This is a genomic window from Bacteroidales bacterium (assembly GCA_035342335.1).
Taxonomy (GTDB): Bacteria; Bacteroidota; Bacteroidia; order Bacteroidales; family JAGONC01; genus JAGONC01.
Genome location: DAOQWY010000029.1, coordinates 1 through 19,893 on the forward strand (window position 1 = coordinate 1; position 19,893 = coordinate 19,893).

The 19,893-nt window shown below is 50.5% G+C and carries 15 protein-coding genes; 12 read left to right on the forward strand and 3 right to left on the reverse strand.

Translation table 11 applies throughout. The features are described 5' to 3' along the window. Nucleotides 1-87 precede the first annotated feature (87 nt). Both PKI34_11840 and sbcD read right to left on the reverse strand, forming a co-directional pair. Nucleotides 88-3,177 carry an SMC family ATPase gene (locus tag PKI34_11840; protein HNS18499.1) on the reverse strand — a complete coding sequence of 1,030 codons (3,090 nt, stop codon included), beginning with the start codon at nucleotides 3,175-3,177 and terminating at the stop codon, nucleotides 88-90. Next, nucleotides 3,174-4,403, reverse strand: a complete 1,230-nt coding sequence (sbcD, locus tag PKI34_11845) for an exonuclease subunit SbcD (GenBank protein ID HNS18500.1) — start codon at nucleotides 4,401-4,403, stop codon at nucleotides 3,174-3,176. The genes PKI34_11840 and sbcD overlap by 4 nt, the downstream gene beginning before the upstream one ends. 271 nt (nucleotides 4,404-4,674) lie before the next feature. Here sbcD and PKI34_11850 point away from each other — a divergent pair, with 271 nt between their 5' ends. The 5 genes from PKI34_11850 to PKI34_11870 all read left to right on the forward strand — a co-directional run bounded on the left by PKI34_11850 (nucleotide 4,675) and on the right by PKI34_11870 (nucleotide 8,800). After that, the gene (locus tag PKI34_11850) at nucleotides 4,675-5,139 is read left to right on the forward strand and encodes a hypothetical protein (GenBank protein HNS18501.1); all 465 of its coding nucleotides are present in this window, start codon (nucleotides 4,675-4,677) and stop codon (nucleotides 5,137-5,139) included. Nucleotides 5,140-5,267: 128 nt separating this feature from the next. Continuing rightward, nucleotides 5,268-5,927 (forward strand): DUF4136 domain-containing protein, encoded by a 660-nt coding sequence (locus PKI34_11855; GenBank protein ID HNS18502.1) that lies wholly within the window; start codon nucleotides 5,268-5,270, stop codon nucleotides 5,925-5,927. 24 nt (nucleotides 5,928-5,951) lie between these two features. Next, nucleotides 5,952-6,560: a hypothetical protein gene (locus tag PKI34_11860; GenBank protein ID HNS18503.1), complete on the forward strand. Its 609-nt coding sequence runs from the start codon at nucleotides 5,952-5,954 to the stop codon at nucleotides 6,558-6,560. A 153-nt stretch (nucleotides 6,561-6,713) separates the two neighbouring features. Further along, complete coding sequence (locus tag PKI34_11865; protein HNS18504.1) at nucleotides 6,714-8,186, forward strand: potassium/proton antiporter; 1,473 nt, start codon at nucleotides 6,714-6,716, stop codon at nucleotides 8,184-8,186. Between the two features lie 95 nt (nucleotides 8,187-8,281). Continuing rightward, on the forward strand, nucleotides 8,282-8,800 hold the full coding sequence (locus tag PKI34_11870; protein ID HNS18505.1) for a thermonuclease family protein: 519 nt from the start codon (nucleotides 8,282-8,284) through the stop codon (nucleotides 8,798-8,800). A 229-nt stretch (nucleotides 8,801-9,029) separates the two neighbouring features. On the opposite strand, the gene PKI34_11875 is transcribed toward PKI34_11870, so the two are convergent. Continuing rightward, the gene (locus PKI34_11875; GenBank protein ID HNS18506.1) at nucleotides 9,030-9,227 is read right to left on the reverse strand and encodes a hypothetical protein; all 198 of its coding nucleotides are present in this window, start codon (nucleotides 9,225-9,227) and stop codon (nucleotides 9,030-9,032) included. A gap of 70 nt (nucleotides 9,228-9,297) precedes the next feature. Between PKI34_11875 and PKI34_11880 the strand changes: the two genes are divergently transcribed. The 7 genes from PKI34_11880 (at nucleotide 9,298) to PKI34_11910 (ending at nucleotide 19,890) form a co-directional block, all read left to right on the forward strand. Then, the gene (locus tag PKI34_11880; GenBank protein ID HNS18507.1) at nucleotides 9,298-12,432 is read left to right on the forward strand and encodes a TonB-dependent receptor; all 3,135 of its coding nucleotides are present in this window, start codon (nucleotides 9,298-9,300) and stop codon (nucleotides 12,430-12,432) included. Nucleotides 12,433-12,505: 73 nt separating this feature from the next. Continuing rightward, on the forward strand, nucleotides 12,506-14,020 hold the full coding sequence (locus PKI34_11885) for a RagB/SusD family nutrient uptake outer membrane protein (GenBank protein ID HNS18508.1): 1,515 nt from the start codon (nucleotides 12,506-12,508) through the stop codon (nucleotides 14,018-14,020). Nucleotides 14,021-14,169: 149 nt separating this feature from the next. Beyond that, nucleotides 14,170-16,788, forward strand: coding sequence for a thiol protease/hemagglutinin PrtT (locus PKI34_11890; GenBank protein HNS18509.1), 2,619 nt, complete (start codon nucleotides 14,170-14,172; stop codon nucleotides 16,786-16,788). Next, nucleotides 16,785-17,297, forward strand: coding sequence for a hypothetical protein (locus PKI34_11895; protein HNS18510.1), 513 nt, complete (start codon nucleotides 16,785-16,787; stop codon nucleotides 17,295-17,297). Before PKI34_11890 ends, PKI34_11895 begins: the two co-directional genes overlap by 4 nt. Nucleotides 17,298-17,887: 590 nt before the next feature. After that, the gene (locus tag PKI34_11900; protein ID HNS18511.1) at nucleotides 17,888-18,253 is read left to right on the forward strand and encodes a LysR family transcriptional regulator; all 366 of its coding nucleotides are present in this window, start codon (nucleotides 17,888-17,890) and stop codon (nucleotides 18,251-18,253) included. Nucleotides 18,254-18,383: 130 nt separating this feature from the next. Further along, nucleotides 18,384-18,947, forward strand: a complete 564-nt coding sequence (locus PKI34_11905; GenBank protein HNS18512.1) for a hypothetical protein — start codon at nucleotides 18,384-18,386, stop codon at nucleotides 18,945-18,947. 37 nt (nucleotides 18,948-18,984) lie between these two features. Then, nucleotides 18,985-19,890, forward strand: coding sequence for a hypothetical protein (locus tag PKI34_11910; GenBank protein HNS18513.1), 906 nt, complete (start codon nucleotides 18,985-18,987; stop codon nucleotides 19,888-19,890). Nucleotides 19,891-19,893: the final 3 nt, after the last annotated feature.

A 19,893-nucleotide genomic window follows, 5' to 3' on the forward strand; every position in this document is an offset into this window, starting at 1 on the left:
CAAAGTTATTAATGTTTCTAACTCGTATCTTTGACACACTTTTCTGAACAGCCTCATCAACACCGGTATGGAGATGCATAAGCGTTTTTACACTCCTTCCCAGCTTGTCTTTACAATGCTCCCGTACTCCTCATCATTGGTTACCTTCAGGTAGGTCTCGATCTCGGTCTGCATCTCCTCCACGTGCGAGATCACACCCACGATCCGGTTCTCCCTGCGCAGCGATTTCAACGTGTCGAAGGCTACGTCCAGCGTTTCCTTGTCCAGCGAACCGAAGCCTTCGTCCAGGAAGAAGAAGTTCTCCCCGGATCCGGCTAACCTGTGGATGCTGTCAGCCAGCGCCAGAGCCATGGAAAGTGAAGCCTGAAAGGTCTGCCCTCCGGAAAGCGATTTGGCGCTCCGCACGCGCCCTTCATTCATGTAATCCCGCACCAGGAACGTATTGTCAGAGGCCAGCTCCAGGCCCAGCTGCTGCCTCGTGAGCCGGTAGAACCGCTCGTTCGCTGCCCTGCACAAATCCTGAAGATAAATGGTGGAAACGTAATTCACAAAACCGCTGCCCCTGAACAAAGCCTTCAGCTCACCAATGTCCTTTCCCCTGATCTTTGCCTTTTCCAGTTCCCCTCTTAAGGCTTCATAACGTACAGCATTGTTCATCAGTGTAGTGATCTCCTGCTGCAGTTCGCCGATCTCACGGTTCACAGCCACGGCTCTTTCTTTCTGCTGAACGATTGCTTGCTTCAACTGATGATGAGCCTTTTCATCATATACCCTGCCACCCAGCTCCTTCTCTTTTTCTGCCAGGTATTTACAGATGGATCCCACTTCCTGCCTGTATTTTTCGATCGTCGTACGGATCGCATCAACATCCATGTCCTTTTCGAGTACACTCTGAACATACGAAAGCTCCAGCCTGCCTTGTGCTTCAAGCTTAGCCATTAAATTCCGGCGAATCAATTCAAGTCTTTCCATAAGCTCTCCACCTGCCTTCTGCAGGGCACTGACCTCCCCGGTGAGGGCGGTGACAGCAGACTGAAGGTCATCCCTTTCCTTTTCTTTTTCTGAAAATTTTCTTACCAGTTCGGCATGCTCCATTTTTCGTTCTGCTGCTTTCTCCTCCAATTGTTCCGCCGTCTGGTTTTCCAATTCTTTCATATTTATAATGATTATCTGCCCTGTCAACAGTTCAATGCGGCTCTTTGTCGCAGTCAGTCGTTCGTTGACCTGGCCTGCCTCCCTGTTCAATCCTTCACGAGTATCTCTGTTGTCTTCGACAGCCTTTGCAATGGCTTTCATCTCCTTTTCAATTCGTGAAATGGATTCCTGTATCTTAACATAACGCAAGTCCTCCTCAGCAATCCGGTTTTCATCCTCCGGAGTATAACCCATCCACTTAAATTTCTTTAAATGCGCATTCTGTTCAGAGATCAAAAAAAGCAGCTCGCTGTGAATGGATTCATTCTGCCGGATAAGCCCGTCTTCGGTGCTTTGACCATTGATAACTCCTTTCTCCAGCTGCCGGTGTGCCTTTAATTGATCATTTAAAGTATTAATTCCGGCCTTCAGGTTCTCAAGTCTGGAATCCACATCGGTAGGATCAAGCAGACGGGGGTGGACCGTGGAACCGCACAAGGGGCAGGGCTTGCCTTCTTCCAGTGCAGAAGCGTATTGCTCCAGCCCCTGCCTGACTTCCAGTTCTGTTCGTTGCTGAATGATCTCCTCCAACGAGTTTTCAATAGCCAGTACACCCTCTTCCACCATTGAGCGGAGGCTAATTAACGAGGTATCGTCAGGGATGGATCTGAAAAGACCTGAATCATTGAGCTCAGTAATGATCCTTTCACGATTTTCAGTCATCGCCGAATCATTGGTGACGTACCTGGTTTGACGTTCGTTGATATCCCTGCTGATCCGCTTGTTCTCCCTGAACCAGTCCTTGATATCTGCCAGCATCTTGATGTCTGGTCTGATTTCCATTAACTGATCAAGTTCTCTGCTTTTAGCAGCATGCTTTTCCCGGCTTGAGGAGATCAATTCTTCTGCTTTCTTTAAAGTTGCCCTGATCGCTAACGCTTTCTCCATCAGTTTGCTAGATCCGGTCTCAAGTTTTCTTATCTCTGCAAGCTTTTTAAGTTCCTCTGATTCACGGATCAGCTGGTCCCTCTTGTCATATGATCTTTTTAATTCCTTATGAACAGGAAGGATAAGGGCCAGCTCATGCTGGTTTTCCCTGAGCTGCCCTTCAGCAGCCTTCAGCTTTTTGTTGGTGTTGTATAAATTACGTTCCGTCTCATTCAACCTGGTCATATCGGCACGGAAGTTCCGATGGATCCGCTCATACTCTTTGATCTCTTTTTCAAGTCCCACAATCTCAGTTTCCGATCCTTTCAGCTCATCAAGTCTTGCTTTTCTGGAAGCAATGTCTATCGAAAGGGTCCTGACATTTTCCAGACGTTGCTCAGCAAGTTCGTTCTCTCCGGTATCCTTGATCAGTTTTCCGATCTGCTGGTGGAGATCTTTTTCTTTGGCGGATAATATCCTGATTTGATCGGGCGACACCTCTCCAATTCCTTCCATTGTGCTTGAGATTCTTGTGATCTCTGTGTTGTTCCTTCCTTCCAGTCTGGATATCTTGTCATACAGGTCATATTTCGACAGATTGAACAGCTCCATCAGCATTATGGTTCTTTCCGAGGCGCTCAATCCAATGAATTCCGCGAATTTACCCTGCGGAATGATGATGGTGCGGTGGAAGTTCTCATAATTCAGGCCCGTGATCGTTTCAATGCTGTCAGGATCAATGGGGATCCATTCATCATTGTCAAGATGATATGCTTTCCTGTCAAAGGCTTTGACATCTTCAAACTTTTTGCTGTTCCTTTTACCCTCGGCAACAAACCTGTAAATGTTATCTTTTCCTGATTTGAACTCAAAATCGATGAACAGCCTGTCAGATTTCAGGTTCATCATGTTGTAGTTCCGGTCATCCCCCCGTGTGTTCAGGCGCTGCGATTCATTGTACAGGGCGAAGGAAATGGCTTCCAGGATGGAAGATTTGCCGCTCCCCACCCCGCCAAAGATGCCGAAAAGGCCTGACTGGGTGAGGTTGGTGAAGTCAATGGTCTGCCTTGTGCGGTAGGAGTACAATCCTTCGATGGTCAGTTTTAACGGTATCATTCTTCCTCCTTTCCCGATGTGATCTCACGGAACAGGTCGAGTATGTTTTCACCCGGTTCCTGCCTTTTCTTATATTTGAAATAATCGATGAAAAGCTCTTCCATTTTTTTTGTCAGATCAATGGCCACGCCCTTGTTTCCGTCATCCCCGGCAATTGCATTTCTTGATTCGGGGATGATCGTCACGATATGCGGGTGAGCATCCTGCAGCCTTTTCCGGTCAATGGCTGAAAGGTACTGGTCGGATACGATGGTGAGCTCCAGGTAGACATCCTGGTTTTGTGTCAGCCATTCAACGGCCTCGTCCATGTCCTCAAAACGCTTCCGGATAAGCCGCAGTCCCGATTTCAAAAGGTGCTTCCGGTAGGTCGCCATTTGTCCGGGCTCCGCCTCAACGATCACCACGTGCTTGTCCTGATCCGCTTCATTGAAACTGTATGCCAGCGGGCTTCCCGAATAGACCACCGGACAGGGTCTTGAAGTGATCAGCTGAAATCGGTGCAGGTGACCGGATGCCACATAGTGGATCCCTGAAGGCAGGTTCCCGGTGAAAATGGCCGGTGCGCCGCCAATATAGTTGATCCTCCGTTCCTCTTCCGGTTCCTCGGGGATTGACTGGTCATCCCGTGCGAACAGCAGGTGTGCGGCAAGAACATTCACTCCTTTGCTGTCACAAAACGTTTCCGCGGTTTTAGCCCACTGGTACTCCAGCAGCATACGAAGTTCAGCATCCGGCTCTTCGGTTCCAAGGTATGTCCTTAGCCTGATCTCGTTGGCATAAGGGACCGTAATGATCCGTAACGGGCAGCCGGTACCGGGAATCGACATCTCGAGGAACCCGGGTGCGCTCCGGGAGAGCTCAAGTCCGGTTTCCAGCCTGAAGGGAGCGATCTCGTTGCCAGGAAATCCTGAAAAGATGATCCCGCACTCCCTGGCCAGCGGATCGGGGGCCTCGATGCGCTCAGGTGAGTCGTGGTTACCCGCAATGGCAACAACAGCCCGGTTCCCGTTATTGGCCAGCTTCTTAAGGTATCTGTAAAATACCTCCACCGCGTCAGAGGGAGGATTAAATGTATCGAACAGGTCCCCGGCCACAATGACTGCATCAACGTTTTCGTGATCCGCAATTTCGCAGATCTCACTGAGTGCGGTCTCCTGTTCTTCCAGCCTGGAAAATCCTTCGAGTTTCTTCCCCAGGTGCCAGTCGGAGGTATGAAGTATTTTCATGTTATACGTTTTCTCTATTAAAATAGTTTAATGCAAAATTAACAGGAACCGGTGCAGTGTATCTGCATTGGGTGAAGTTTCTTTCGAATAACCATTAACGATTGACGAAGTAGAAGTAGAGGTGGAAGGAGAGGGAGATATGCCAGAGGAAATATGAAATAAGAAATATTTCAGAAATTAAAATCACCTCACCCACCCGGATTTTTAGGCATTGATTTTGATGCGCCTGTAGTCTTGATCTCTTCAGAAAACATATCAAAAACATCAGAAAATGAAAGCACTTCTCCTGGCAGCCCTTGCCTTAACGGCCTTCGGGACGGCTGATGCCCAGACAAAAGTCTACAGGGGCAACTCCACCGGTTATTCCGACTGCCTGTTCACCATCACCGGGGATAAAATCTACAGCGGAAACTCGACCGGTTATTCCGACTGCCTGTACACCATCAAGGGAAATAAGGTCTACCAGGGAAATTCAACGGGCTATTCCGACTGCCTGTATACCATCAAGGGAGAAAAGATTTACCGTGAAAATTCCACGGGCTATTCCGACTGCCTGTACACACTGAAACAGGGAAAGGTATATGAGGGGAACTCTACAGCCTATTCGGACTGTCTGCTGACCATCGACGGGCAAAAAGTATATCAGGGCAACTCCACCGGCTATTCCGACTGCCTGGCCACCATCGATGGAATCCTGAAATACGCCATCGTAGCCGTTCTGATCGGACCTTATTGATGAAATCGGCTCCGGCACCACAGCGGGCCCGGCTCAGGTCAGTTTCATTTGCCCTGACAAACCAAACAAATAATTTCTGTACTTTTGCATGCGGTTATCCGTTATTTTTTTTAATACAGGACCGAATCATGCCAGCCCGGATCAAACTTGTCAACATCATTTTCCGGGTCTCACTGTTCCCTTTGATCCTCTTCACGGGCTGTTATCCTGGAGAATCGGAAGAGACAGCCGGACTCGAAGTGGTGGCTACCGAGTACGATGTGAATTTTGACTTCTCTTCCATTCGGACCTTCATCATGCCGGACACGATCATGCTCATCACCGATCCGAATCATCCGGACTACACCCAGGCAATCAACACTGAATCGAATAAGCTGATCTTAAAAGGAATCCCCGACCGGCTCAGGGCTCTTGGATATAAACGGATGATCAATACAGTCAATGAACTTCCTGATTGCTACGTTACGATATCCGTCATTGCCACTTCCTATGTCTTAAATGAAGGAATTGACTGGTGGGGTTACTGGAACTATTATCCCTGGTGGCCCGTTTGGGAGAATGGTGCAAATCCCTGGTGCCCATGGGGCTCAAAAATTTACAAGGGCTACACCACCGGTACGGTGATCGTTCATATGCTGAATTCCAAGGTCTGGGAAGAGACAAAGATCCCGGTGGTCTGGCTGGCCACCTTCAACGGACTGCTCAAGGAAACCGGTCAGAGCGTTGATCAACGGATTGCAAGGGACCTGGACCAGGCATTCGGACAATCACCTTATCTGCACCATTGAAATGGAGTTTGCTAAATTAACGTAATGCGTTGTTCAAGCCTTAGGCTCATTTTCATTTTTTTATTCTTAGCCGGCGGGGTATCCGGACAGAGTTACTTTTCCCTTACCTACAACACCGCGATCCCACTTGGAAACACCAGGGATTTCATACCGAAGACCAGTGTGCGGGGCTTTGGTGTGGAAGCTGGCGGCAGGGTCCTCAAGGATTTTTCCGTTGGTTTCAGCTTCGCCTGGAATGGATTCTACGAGGAACTGGACTATGATCTCTATGGCCCCGAAGATGGTCTGCCCGGGGAGTTGAACATCTGGTGTAAAGTCTGGAAGTATACGACAGTCTATCCGTTCCTGGGCACGGTCAGATACTACTTTTATGAAAAATCTGACCTGGAAGCATATGCCGCCCTGGGCGCTGGAACGTCGCTCATCAGCAGTGTGACCGACTTTGGCATCTACTCGCTTGTGGATAAGAACTATCATCTGACGCTCTCCCCCGAGGCCGGAGTCATCTACTGGCTGAGCAACCATTTCGGACTGACCTTCAACAGCCGTTTCACCTGGTCATCAAAGGCAGGAGAAACAAAACCACAGTCGTACCTGGGATTCAATCTGGGATTTGTTGCCGGATCGTTCTGACGGTAGTCTGCAGGTTACAGGTCTTCATGTCTGCGGGTTGATTTTTTTTTGCCGCTCGCTGTTCGCCTTTCGCTGTTCGCCATTTGTAGTTTATCAAGCACCCGATTTATTTTTTTTCTTAGCTTTGGATGTGCGTTTGAACGCCGATGGATCATGACCCTCACCACGGAGAACATACTGCTCATCGGATCGATCCTCCTGTTTATCTCACTGCTGGCGGGGAAAACCTCCTTCAAGGTGGGTGTCCCGGTACTGATTTTCTTTTTGGCCATCGGCATGCTGGCCGGATCAGAGGGGATCGGCGGCGTGTATTTCAACAATCCCAAAACAGCACAATTCATCGGGATCGTCGCACTTAATTTCATTCTGTTTTCAGGTGGATTGGATACCGACTGGCATTCCATCCGGCCCATCCTCTGGCAGGGCATAACCCTGTCAACGGTCGGGGTATTGCTTACCGCGATTTTTGTGGGTCTCTTCGTCTGGGCAATCACCGATTTCACAATCTATGAGGGCCTGTTGCTCGGATCCATAGTATCATCCACAGATTCTGCAGCTGTATTCTCCATTCTTCGTTCAAAGAACCTTGCCCTGAAAGGGACCCTTCGTCCTTTGCTGGAACTGGAAAGCGGAAGCAACGATCCAATGGCTTATATCCTGACGATCATGTTCACCGCCCTGGTGGTCAGCCAGGATGCCAGTACAGGCAGCATCATCCTGATGTTCTTCATGCAGCTGATCGTGGGTGGCTTACTGGGATTGATATTCGGAAAGCTTGGCGCCATCCTGATCAACAGGATCAAACTCGATTATGAAGGTCTCTACATCGTACTGGTCATTGCGATCATGTTTTTTACCTTCTCAGCCACCAATTTCATAGGGGGCAATGGTTTCCTGGCTGTTTACCTGTCGGCTGTTTACCTGGGAGCCCACGAGTTGATTCACAAGAAAAAGATCCTGAAGTCGTTCGACAGCTTTGCCTGGCTGATGCAGATCATTTTGTTCCTGACCTTGGGATTGCTTGTTTTTCCGAGCCAGATCATCCCTGTCATCGGCATCGGATTGCTCATTTCATTGTTCCTGATCCTGGTTGCCCGGCCATTCAGTGTGCTCTTCACCCTTCTTCCTTTCAAAGTCCCGCACCGTAACAGACGGTTCATCGCGTGGGTAGGCCTCCGCGGGGCCGTACCGATCGTTTTTGCAACCTATCCGCTGCTGGCAGGTGCCGAAAAGGCGAATATGATCTTTAACATTGTCTTTTTCATATCGCTCACCTCCGTCCTGATCCAGGGCACCACTCTGCCCGTGGTAGCGAAGTGGCTCCACCTGACTCTGCCGGTCAAGCTCAAACACCGGACGCAGGCCGATATGGAACTGTTCGACAGCATAAAATCGGCCCTCACCGAAATCGTGATCAACGAAAGCAGTCCCGTGGTTGGTAAAAAAGTCGTGGAACTTGGATTCCCCAAAGCGGCGCTGATCTCGTTCATTGTCAGGGATAATAAATACATTACTCCTTCAGGTTCCACAAAGTTGCAGGGCAACGACAGGTTGTTCGTGCTGTCGGAGAACAATGATGTGCTCAACAGAGTGTATGAGCGCCTGGAGATGAAGAATGAAGGATGAAGAATGAAGGATGAAGAATGAAGGATGAAGAATTTAGGATGTGTGGGATAAGGTAATAATTGATCTGATGAACTGGTAAAATGGATACAGTTGGGATGAAAGTAAAGGGAATTGTTTGTATTCTGGCTGTTTTACTGGCCGGATCGTGTGTTGAGAAGAGCGTGGTGCCGGGGGCAGGGAACAGCATAACCGGAAGGGTGATCTCCGTCATCGACGGCGATACGTATGATCTGCTCATCGAGGGCAATGGAACCATGCGGGTCAGGATGCAGGGCATTGACGCCCCGGAAAGGGAGATGCCATTCTATCGTGCCTCCCGGACTTATCTTTCCCAGTTGTGCTTCGGCAGGAAGGTTACCCTGCAGGTTACCGGCCAGGACAAGGGAGGCAGGATCCTGGGCTTTACCTACCTCGACGATGGCCGGGAGCTTTGTCAGGAAATGGTCAGGGCAGGGTATGCCTGGCATTTTAAACGCTACAGCTCCGACCGCGTCCTGGCTGTCCTGGAAAAGGAAGCAAAGCTGGCCCGGCGAGGCCTCTGGGTGGATACCAATCCTCAGCCGCCCTGGGAGTACCGGAAGGAGATGTATGAAAGGAGGACGGGATCGGATTAATTCCATCTCATACTTCCTGTTATATTTCTCCTTCACCTTCCATCTCTGCTTGGGGGTGTGTCATAAGTACTTAACCACAAAGGAACACGAAGGTTTTCACAAAGGGACACAAAGTAATATTACTGATTGTCAATCCCTTAGTGTTCCTTCGTGAAGCACGTTGAGTACCTTCATGTTTAAAGTTATGTATTTTGACACACCTTCAAGTAATCTGTTTAATCGGTAATGGTTATTCCTTCGGGTACCCAACGCTTTGTGCCAGGATGATCATCTGGCTGGCGCGCAGCCTCATCGTTGCCGAAAGAGGCTCTTTCTGAACCGAGCCATGTGCCACCGTGGCCCGACCGGTTGCCCTCTTCCGGGCGGTTGATGCCGTTGGCTGCCCGGAATAGGCAAAATGTGGATGTTTTGATAGGAAAGGATGCATTAAATGAATTTTTTATATTTTTACCAACTTGTCATTTACAGTATTCTAAACTAAATTAATCCATAAGCTTATGAGAGCAAAAATTTACAGTGTGTTAAAACCGGACGCCGTGATCAACAGGTTCCTGCTGATCACGGGGATGTTCCTGCTGGGCATCTGGTTTACAGCGTCGGCTCAGCAGGATTACAAGTACTCGGGTACGGTGCTGAATGAGTTCAATGAGTCGCTGCCCGGTGTCAATGTGATCGAAAAAGGGACGACCAAGGGGACGATGACGGACGATAACGGGCGATTTACACTTTTGCTGGCCAATCCTACCGCGGATCTCGTCTTTTCGATGATGGGTTATATCTCGTTTGAAAAGACAATGAAAGCCGGGGAGGTAACTGAGATCAAGCTGATTGAAAGTATGGTTGAGCTGGAGGAGGTCATGGTGATCGGATACGGCACCCAGAAACGGGCCAATGTGACGGGGGCCATTTCCAAGATCAATGGCGAACAGATCACCGAGATCCCGAGCGGAACCATCAACCAGGCCCTGCAGGGTCGTATCGCCGGCGTAAATATCAGCAGCAGCTCGGGTTCGCCCGGTTCCGGGATGAAAGTGGTCATCCGTGGGGTTGGTACTAATGGAAGCGCCCAGCCCTTGTATGTCGTCGACGGGATCAGAACCGGGTACATTGACAACCTGGAGCCCTACGACATTGAATCCGTGGAGGTCCTGAAAGATGCGGCCTCAGCTGCCATCTATGGTGCCGATGCGGCCAACGGCGTGGTCCTGATTACCACAAAGAAAGGAAGTAAGAGAGCGGGTACGGTCGCGGGCACGGGACTGATCACCTACAACATGCAGCTGGGCACGCAGAGTATTGAACGGTACACGCAGCCCATGGACGATATAAGCTATACCCAGTGGATGAAGGAAGCCGGTGTGAAAATAAACCCTTCGGCCGACAACACCAACACTGACTGGATGGATGAGATCACCAATAGTGCATTCATGCAAAGGCACCATATTGCCTTCAATAGCGCCACCGAAAAATCAAGCTATTTCATTTCCGGATCGTACCTGAACCAGGATGGCGTCATCGGGGGCGACAAATCCAACTTCGAACGCATCACCCTGCGCACCAACATCGCTCAGCAGGTGAAGCCCTGGCTGCAGGTGGGAACGAACATCACCTATTCCCATTTTGACAGGAGCGCGCTGGGCGAAGATGACGAATTTGGGGGAATTGTCTCGTCGGGCCTGATGATGGACCCGATGACACCCACCCTGTTCGAGGGAGATCTTCCCGGCTTTGCACAAGATGCACTCGATGCGGGATATACGCTGGTGCAGAATGAGGACGAAGAATATTACGGGGTCTCCAATAACGTCCTGGGTGAGATCGCCAACCCCCTTGCCAAGATGGAAATCTCCAAGGGATATACCAAAGAGGACAAGATCATGGGCAACATCTTTGCCACCTTTGGAGGCGAGGTGTGGAAAGGATTTTCATTCACCACACGGCTTAGCAACGACGTTGCCAACCAGCTGTACCACACCTGGTATCCCACCTACTGGTTCTCTTCAGAGAACATGAACACCCAGGCCAATGTCAGGGACAACTACAATAACTGGTCGACCTGGCTCTGGGAAAATTTCGCCACCTACGACAATACCTTCGCCGAGAAGCATCACGTCAATGCCATCGCAGGTACATCGGCACAGCAGTACCAGCATAAATATCTCACCACATTGTCAGGACCGATGTTCGCCGAGGACGACGATTTTGCCGAGCACGGTGATGTGGTGGTCGACGGGCAGCTCAGCGGCAACCATGACCTTAACAGACTGGTGTCGTACTACGGCAGGTTATCGTACGAATATGGCGGCCGGTACCTGCTGAACTTCATCCTGCGCCGCGACGGGACCTCCCTGCTGGGTTCCGAATCACGGTGGGGCAACTTCCCATCCGTATCCGCAGGCTGGATCGTCAGTGGGGAGAACTTCTGGAACGTGGACCTTATCAATTTTTTCAAGATCAGGGCTTCATGGGGTCAGAACGGGATGCTTTCCGGCCTTGGACCGGATCAATTCAGGGCACTGATCACCACCTCGGGCATCAAGTATCCAAAGCCGGGCGGAGGGTATTACACCGGTGCCGAGCCTGACCTGCTGGCCAATCCCGAACTGAAATGGGCGACCAGCGAACAGATCGACATCGGATTCGACATGTATATGTGGGATAACCGCGTGACATTCGGATTCGACTACTTCAACAAGAAAACGCGCGACCTGCTGACTCCCGGCACGCCTCCTCCCTCAGTGGGTAACGATGCTCCCTTTGTCAATGCGGGAGATGTGTTGAACAAAGGGATTGAACTGGAAGCGGGCCTGAGAAATTATGAGTCTGATTTTCAGTACGATGTAAACCTGAACTTCACCTACATGACCAACAAGGTCACCTACCTGAATCCGCTGCTTGACCGTGTATCAGGCGCCGGCCTGGGAACCGGCTGGACGGTGACATGGTTTGAACTGGACCAGCCGGTGTGGTACTTCCGCGGATACCAGACCGACGGTATTTTCCAAAATCAGGCACAGATCAATGCCTATAAGGAGGCCAACGGAGGTCTTTCAGGCTACAATCCCAAACCTGGCGATCCCATCGTGGTGAACGCCAACGGGGATAAACTGATCAACTCCGAGGACCAGGTCTACATAGGCGATCCCCATCCCAACATTCTCTGGGGCGCCATGGTCAATCTGAGATATTTCGGTTTTGACCTGAACGTCTTTTTCCAGGGTGTCCATGGTCATGACGTGCTTCTCGGGTGGAACCGTTACGACAGGTCCACGTCCAACAGGCCCCAGTTCTGGTATGATGACCGGTGGACCGGGGAGGGCAGCACCAACGAAAGGCCGCGCCCGGAAATGTCGAGCCCATACGTTTACAACAGTGACCTGCTGATTTACAAAGGGGATTATATGAGGGTCAAACAGATCCAACTGGGCTATACACTTCCGAAAAGCTTGCTCGGCAAGATGAAATTCCAGGACCTCAGGCTCTATGTGTCGCTGGAGGATTATTTTACCATCACCAGCTATCCGGGAATGGATCCCAGCGCCGGAACAGGACGCGACAACAGCCAGGGCATCGACCGGGGAATGTATCCTCCTGCACGCAAGCTGCTGTTCGGACTTTCATTCTCACTTTGACAGGATGAATACAACCGGATTCTATGCGAACTAAGATCAAAACTCAAAAATCAAAATTCAAAAATCATATATCATGAACTATCTGAAAAAAATCTTTATAAGCTTGGTGATGCTCCTGGCTGTCACTTCCTGCACGAAGGACTTCCTGGATGTTGACCCCATCGGTAAATTGACGGAAGACCAATTCTACAAGACCGATGAGGATGCCACCAAGGCCATTATGGCAGCCTACGACATCCTTCAATGGATGCATGCACGCGACTGGAACAGTGCTTACCTGGTAAAAACGTTCCCGTCGGATGAATCCAATGTCGGCGGGGAAAATTCCGGCGACCAGCCCCCGCTGCAGGAACTGGATGTCTTTAACTACGGATCAAGCAACGCAACCATCACGGCCACCTGGCAGTCGAATTATTTCGGGATCTACCGGGCAAACAAAGTGATCCAGCGTGTTCAGCCCGAAAGCGAGCTGCGGAAACAGATCATCGCCGAAGCCAAGTTCCTTCGTGCATGGTATTATTTTGAAATTGTGAGCATGTTCGGAACGGGACCCATGATCCTTACTGAATTGGCTCCCAGTGAATACGGGCAGCCCTTTGCCTCTGCCGAAGCGATCTATCAGCAGATCGGGACCGATCTGAATGAAGCCATTGCCGAGCTACCCCTGAAAAGTGAATACGCCCCTGAAGATGTGTTCAGGGCGTCACGCGGCGCTGCCCAGACCTTGCTTGGCAAAGCTCTTCTTTACCAGGAAAAATGGAACGACGCAGCAGCGGTCTTTGAAGAGGTGATCACCTCCGGTGAGTACGATCTCCAGGAGAACTTTGCAACCCTGTTCCTCCAGGAGTCCGAATATGGTATCGAATCCATTTTCGAGGTAGATTATGTCAGCTCGGAGGGATATGTCGAGACTACCTTTCAGTGGGGCGGAAATCGTGCGATGGAAAACAACATAACCTGGCAGCTGACCGGTCCCCGGGCCGACTGGTTTGTTCCCGGCTCCAGCGGCATCATTGGCGGCTGGGGATTTAATTATCCCAGGGAAAGCTCTTACCAGGTGTTCATCGAGGAAGGCGATGTCACCCGCCGGCCCTATTCGGTCATCTCCCTGGCTGAGCTCAAGTCGATGGGTGGCAACTGGAAGAAGGATGATGCATGGGGATGGGACGGATACATCCGGATCAAGTACACCACCTGGGCGTCGGAAACCAACGAATTGGATGGTGCCACCGCCCGGTTCAACTATGGCAGCAACCTGCGCCTTCTGCGGTATGCCGATGTGCTGCTTATGGCTGCAGAAGCGCAGTACCGTGCAGGCAACAACGACAAGGCGGCCCAGTACCTGAACCTGGTACGGGACAGGGCCAACCTGGATCCCTTTCAGGGAGACATTTTCCAGGCGATCGTGAAAGAACGCCAGATGGAGCTTTGCTTTGAAGGAGTCAGGTTCCTTGACCTGATCCGCTGGGGGATGGCAGAAGATGTGCTGGGTGAGTTTGGATTTGTTGCAGGGAAACATGAACTATATCCCATCCCTGACAGCGAGATGCGGAATAACTCCAACGCGGTCCAGAATCCGAACTATTGATTATTAACGGGATGGTATTTTAACGTACCCTTCCCCTGCTTGCAGGGGAGGGGTATTGTGTTTAAGATAAAAAAGTGATTAACTTTGGATCATTCAATACAAGCTACACCCTTTAAAAACAAAACGATCAACATCCCATTTCCCGCATTATGAAAAAAGCAGTTTTACTTTTCAGCATACTTTTCTTTTTTGGTTCTGCACATGCAACGCACGTTGACGAGAATACTGCCAGAAAAGCCGGGCAGAGCTTTCTCAGCAGTTGCACCAGTACGATGACCCTTCCCGGGACCACGGATCTCGAACTGGTTTTTCAATCCACATCCGTTTCCGTCGGCTCGACTGGTTTTCATCAGGAGCATATTCTTTTTTACGTCTTCAACGCCGAATCGCAGGGATTCGTCATCGTGGCGGGCGACGATGCCGTCACGCCCATCCTCGGCTATTCGGTGGAGAGCAGTTTCGATCCGGGGAATATTCCCTCCAATGTGAAGAAATGGCTGCAGGGTTATAAAGATCAGGTCAGATATGTTATTGATAATCATATTATTGCAACAGATGCGATTCAGCGGGAGTGGAACCGGTATACCAGTGGTTCCGCAGTTCCGGCTTTGAGGAGCACAACAGCCGTCAATCCGCTGGTGCAGACCAAATGGAACCAGGCTCCGTATTACAATGCCCTTTGTCCGGGCAGTTCGGTCTCGGGCTGCGTTGCCGCCGCCATGGCGCAGATCATGAAGTACTGGGATTTTCCTGAGATGGGGACCGGGTTTCACTCCTACAATCACTCCAACTACGGGACCATATCTGCGAATTTTGCCAGCACCACGTATGAATGGAGTGCGATGCCCAATCAGGTGAGCGGCCCGAACAATGCGGTGGCGACCCTGATGTTTCACTGCGGCGTGGGTGTGGAGATGGATTACAGCCCCAACTCCAGCGGAGCGTATGTCATCTCGGCCCAGAGCCCCATTGAGCATTGTGCAGAATATGCCCTGAAGACCTATTTCGGTTATAAGACCACCCTGCAGGGAGTTCAGCGTGCGAATTACAGTGAAACCAGCTGGGTGAACCTTCTGAAAGGGGAACTGGACGCCGGCAGGCCCATCCTGTATGCCGGCTTTGGGTCGGGGGGAGGACATGCATTCGTCTGCGACGGATATGACAACAGCGGTTATTTTCATTTCAACTGGGGCTGGGGCGGAGCATATGACGGATATTTCCATATCAACTCACTGAATCCTGATGGAACGGGCATCGGTGGCGGTAACGGGGGATTCAACAGCGGGCACCAGGCGGTCGTCGGCATCGAAGCGCCGGATGACGGCGGTGGTGGAGGCGGCGGAGGCGGCGGAGCTGAATTTTATGACCTTGCACTCTATACGAACCTTCTTCCATCAGAAAGTTCCATCAGCTATGGCTCGGCCTTCACGATCTCGACCGCCATCGGAAACTACGATACACAGTCCTTCACCGGGGATTTTTGCGCGGCCGCTTTCGACAGCGATTATGAGTTTGTCGACTTCGTGGAGATCAAAGAAGGATATACCCTGGATGCAGGCTACTATTGGGATCTGGAGTTTACCAGCGACGGCTTGCTCAGCATGCTGCCGGGGACCTTTTACCTCGCAACTTTCTATCGGCCCACAGACGGGAACTGGGTACAGGTTGCTGATAATGAAAGCAGTGGATATTACAATCTAATCGAAATGCAGGTGGTCAATCCCAACGATATCGAACTGTATTCCGCCATGGTGGTGTCGCCCGGCACGACCCTGATTCGGGGCCAGTCCGCGACGGTCAACCTGAATATCGTCAATAACAGCTCCTACACCTTCACCGGCAAATATGCCGTGGACCTTTACGGACTCGACGGGTACTGGGTAGAGACCATTTACGAGATCAGTGAGAACGAAGGCCTGCCATCCGGCTACCATTACGCATACCCCTATCTGACCTTTATGACCAATGAGATCGGCGTGGAACCCGGGACATACCTTTTGGCCGTCACCCATAAATGGTCGGGCTACGACTGGGAACTGACCGGTTCCTCCTATCACCAGAATCCCATTTATGTGACGATTCAGGCGGAGGCCATCGAGCCCGATCCATACGAGAACAACAACGAAGTTGCCCAGGCCTATGCACTGCCTCTATCCTTTTCAATCAATATTGCCTCCCAGAATACCCAGGGATCCAATCTTCACATAGGGACCGACTTTGATTATTACAGGATCAGCCTGCCCACGGAATACAATTACACGATCACATCGCGGCTTCATGATTCCTACAACAGCGGGAACGGCAATGTGTACTCGGTTGATGCTCTTTTCTCCTATTCGCTGGATGGCTCCGCCTGGTCGGATGCGTACGATGATGTGATGCCTGCCAATATCCAGGTGAATGGGGGCGGTGTGATGTATTTCATCGTGTCACCCTATTTCGCGGGTGAAACCGGAACCTACCTGCTGGATATGTCCATCACCCGCGTGGCAGCCGGAGGGATCGGGGAGGGTGATCTGGCCGGCCTGATCAGGGTTTACCCCAATCCAGCCAGGGAAACGGTGAACATTGACCTGAGCGCTTTTGAAGGTGATCTGGAACGCGTCGACGTTCTCAATGTCTTCGGACAGAAGGTCATGTCAAGGTCAATGAACGACAGGCTGGATTTTTATACGTTGCCTTTTAATCAGATCCCCGAAGGGATTTACTATATGTATCTGCAATTTCCTGAAGGAGTCATCACTAAAAAAATAACCGTCAGCAGATGAGAACAATACTGATCATACTTGTCATTGGACTGATGGGATGCTGCACCAGCAAAAAGGCGCCACAGTCCCAGCTGGCCGGACAAACCGATTCGGTTGCACAGTACATTCCGGGCCCGCCGGCGCTGGTTTACAAAACCAGGGGAGATTATTATCATCTGGTCCCCGTGCTGTTGTCAGATAACAAAAAGCAGATCATCTCTTTCCCTCACCCCAAGGATCTGATAAGGGGACCTGGCTATACGCTTCCGGATTCCCTGAGCAATGGTTACCTGCTGGATAACAGGGGGATCGGTGCCAATGTGGCCTTCTTAAGTCTTACGTATGAAGAATATGCCAACCTTCAGGAAGTGCCGACCGCCGATCAGCTGTATGAAAAGATCCTGGACAGGGATCCGCTTACTGAACTCTGCAACTGCGGGCTCCGGACGTCATTTTCCGATCCGGTGCGGCAGATCAATGAGCTGATCGAGAAAAGCGAGCTGCAGGCGAAGTGCAAACGCGTTAAATGAAGCTGGTTGGGTTGATAAAGTCCTTGGTGTATTAATTTACCCCACCCCTTCACGGGGGTGTGTCATAAGTGCATTTTCTCTGAATAAATACAAAATCGCAGAGGCGCAAAGTAATTATAATGAGCATCTTAACTCTTTGCATCTTTGCGACTTAGCGTTGAAAAAAGATTTTTGGCACACCAGATCCCCGAAAGCGCTGGGTTGAAAGCTATAAGGAGATGAGCTTTGATGACATTACCGGTATCTATGACCGGCAGTATTTTACAAACCGACCGTCATCACCATCATCGGCGACGAAAGCAGGATCGGCACCGATTGGATGAAAGCGTACGGAAAGGTCATCAGGGTGGGGAAGGAGGACATTTCCAGGTAGGGAAGCGGGAATGAATAGCCATAGCTGATTAACGAGATAGAAGGAGAGGTGGAAGGCGAGGTAGATATCAGAAAGGAAGGCTCATATCCGATAGTTACATCGTTACATAGCTACATTTTGGAAACGGATTCCTGCACAAGCGGGAATCTGCTTTCCCAGGCTTTATTACACAGAGATTCCCAAAGTCTTATATTTGCCTTACAATAATTTTTCAACCATGAACGAAAAATACGACAATATCCGTTTACAATACAAGATCTGGCTCGAATCGGAGGATGGAAAAGGAGTGCTCGGCGACGGTAAATGGCAGATCCTGAAGGCCATAAGGACCCACGGATCCCTGATGGCCGCCTGCCAGGCACTTGGAATGACGTATCGCCGGACGTGGAACGATCTGAAAAAAATCGAACAAATGCTTGGATTCAGCATTGTTCAAAAATCCAGGGGAGGAAAAGAGGGTGGCAGAACCATCCTGTCGGAGGAAGGACTAAGGTTGGTGGAAGCCTTCGACCATTTTCACGAGAACGTTGACGAACTGATCCGTAAAAAATTCCAAATCCTGCTGGAAGAGCTCAGAAAATGAAGTCCGGCATTGGAAGCGCTTCCTGAAAATATTTTGCCGGACCGTCACTCCGTATTTCTGCTTTCCTTATTTTTGCGGGCGATATGTAGAAATGATCATATCGCTAATCCATTATTAAAATCAGAATTGCATGAAAAAGATTGCTTCCCTGTTAATGTTGCTTCTGGCCGGAACGTTTGTCTTTCAGGCCTGCGATGATGAGGAGGAGACTCCCGAAGTTAAAAAAGTAAATTTGGGTGCACAGGGTAACACCGGCATCGGTGGATTTTATTCAGTATCCGAAAATAAGGTGTACACCATGGACAACGCGTTCAACCACCAGGGCGCCATTGACATCTTCTGCTTCTTCGAGGCCAAGAAAGCGGCCAACAACATTGCCGTGGCTTCTCCGGGAACAGGGGTCGACGGGATCTTCACCGGTTCAACGGCTCCGGAAAACTGGACCACACAGAATACCACCTTCTTCTGTGCAACCACCCTCACGGTGGCCCAGTTCGATGCCCTGGAAGAAACCGACCAGCTGATCGTTTCTTCATTTGTTGAAGACAATGCCTACAGGAAAGCCAAGGACCTGAAGGTGGACGATATCTATTCATTCAAGACCGCAGCAGGGACGTATGGCCTCTTTAAAGTCACCGCTGTGGTGCAGGGTTCCACAGGGTCGGTGACTTTTGAGGTCAAGGTTAAAAAGTGACCTTCTGACACTGGCAACGTCTCCCATGATCGCATCTATGAAACCTCTTCAAGGCATTGCGACCTGCTTCCTGTTGCTGTTATTCTGGACGGGATGCAGTGACGAAACCGGCACGGATGCTGTTCCGTTCCTCGTTTTCAAACAGGGGCCAGAGTACACGGCCGACGGAGACAGGATACCCGTTGGCGGCCAGCTCAGGTTCGGCATTTCAGCTGTCGGGGGTGGCGCACCCATCACCGATCTCCGGATCAAACGCATCGCCGCCGGCCAGGAAATCGTTGAGCTCGACAGGGGAATGTTCGTGGAATCCGGCGGGATCGATACGACCTTTTATTTTATGAGGGGAGCGGCCGAAGAGGAAATCTGGAATTTTTTCATCATGAACGGGAACAGGGATACGGCGACCATATCCCTGACCATCCTGAAGGGTGAGGGATCGGGATATGGCCCCATCCATCATTACCCGTCTGTCACCATCGGAATGCAGGCAAACAGCCAGTATGATCATTATCTTGACCTGGACGGCGGGACCACTTATTCTTCGGGGAATGTTTCCGGGAATGAACAGCTGATCGACCTGGTGGCGTACTTCTATTATTCTTCGGGCAATCCTTCTCCCACGCTCACCTGTCCGGGTTATACCTCTTCCGTGTCGTATTATCCTGAATTTTCCGGATGGCCGGTGCGGAATTCAACCCTTTATGATTATAATTCAGTGGATAATGACCTGGTCACTGTTGAACAGTTTGATGAAGCTGAAAACGACAGCCTGCTGGTGGCAGCCTATCATCCGCAGAGCGTCAGTGGCAATTGCAAGTTCTGTTACACCGGTAAGGTGGTGCCATTTAAGACCGCACAAGGGAAATACGGGATGATTAAAGTACTGAGGGCGGATGAAACCGAAAGCGGTTCCCTGGAGGTCGCCGTGAAGATACAACAATGAGCC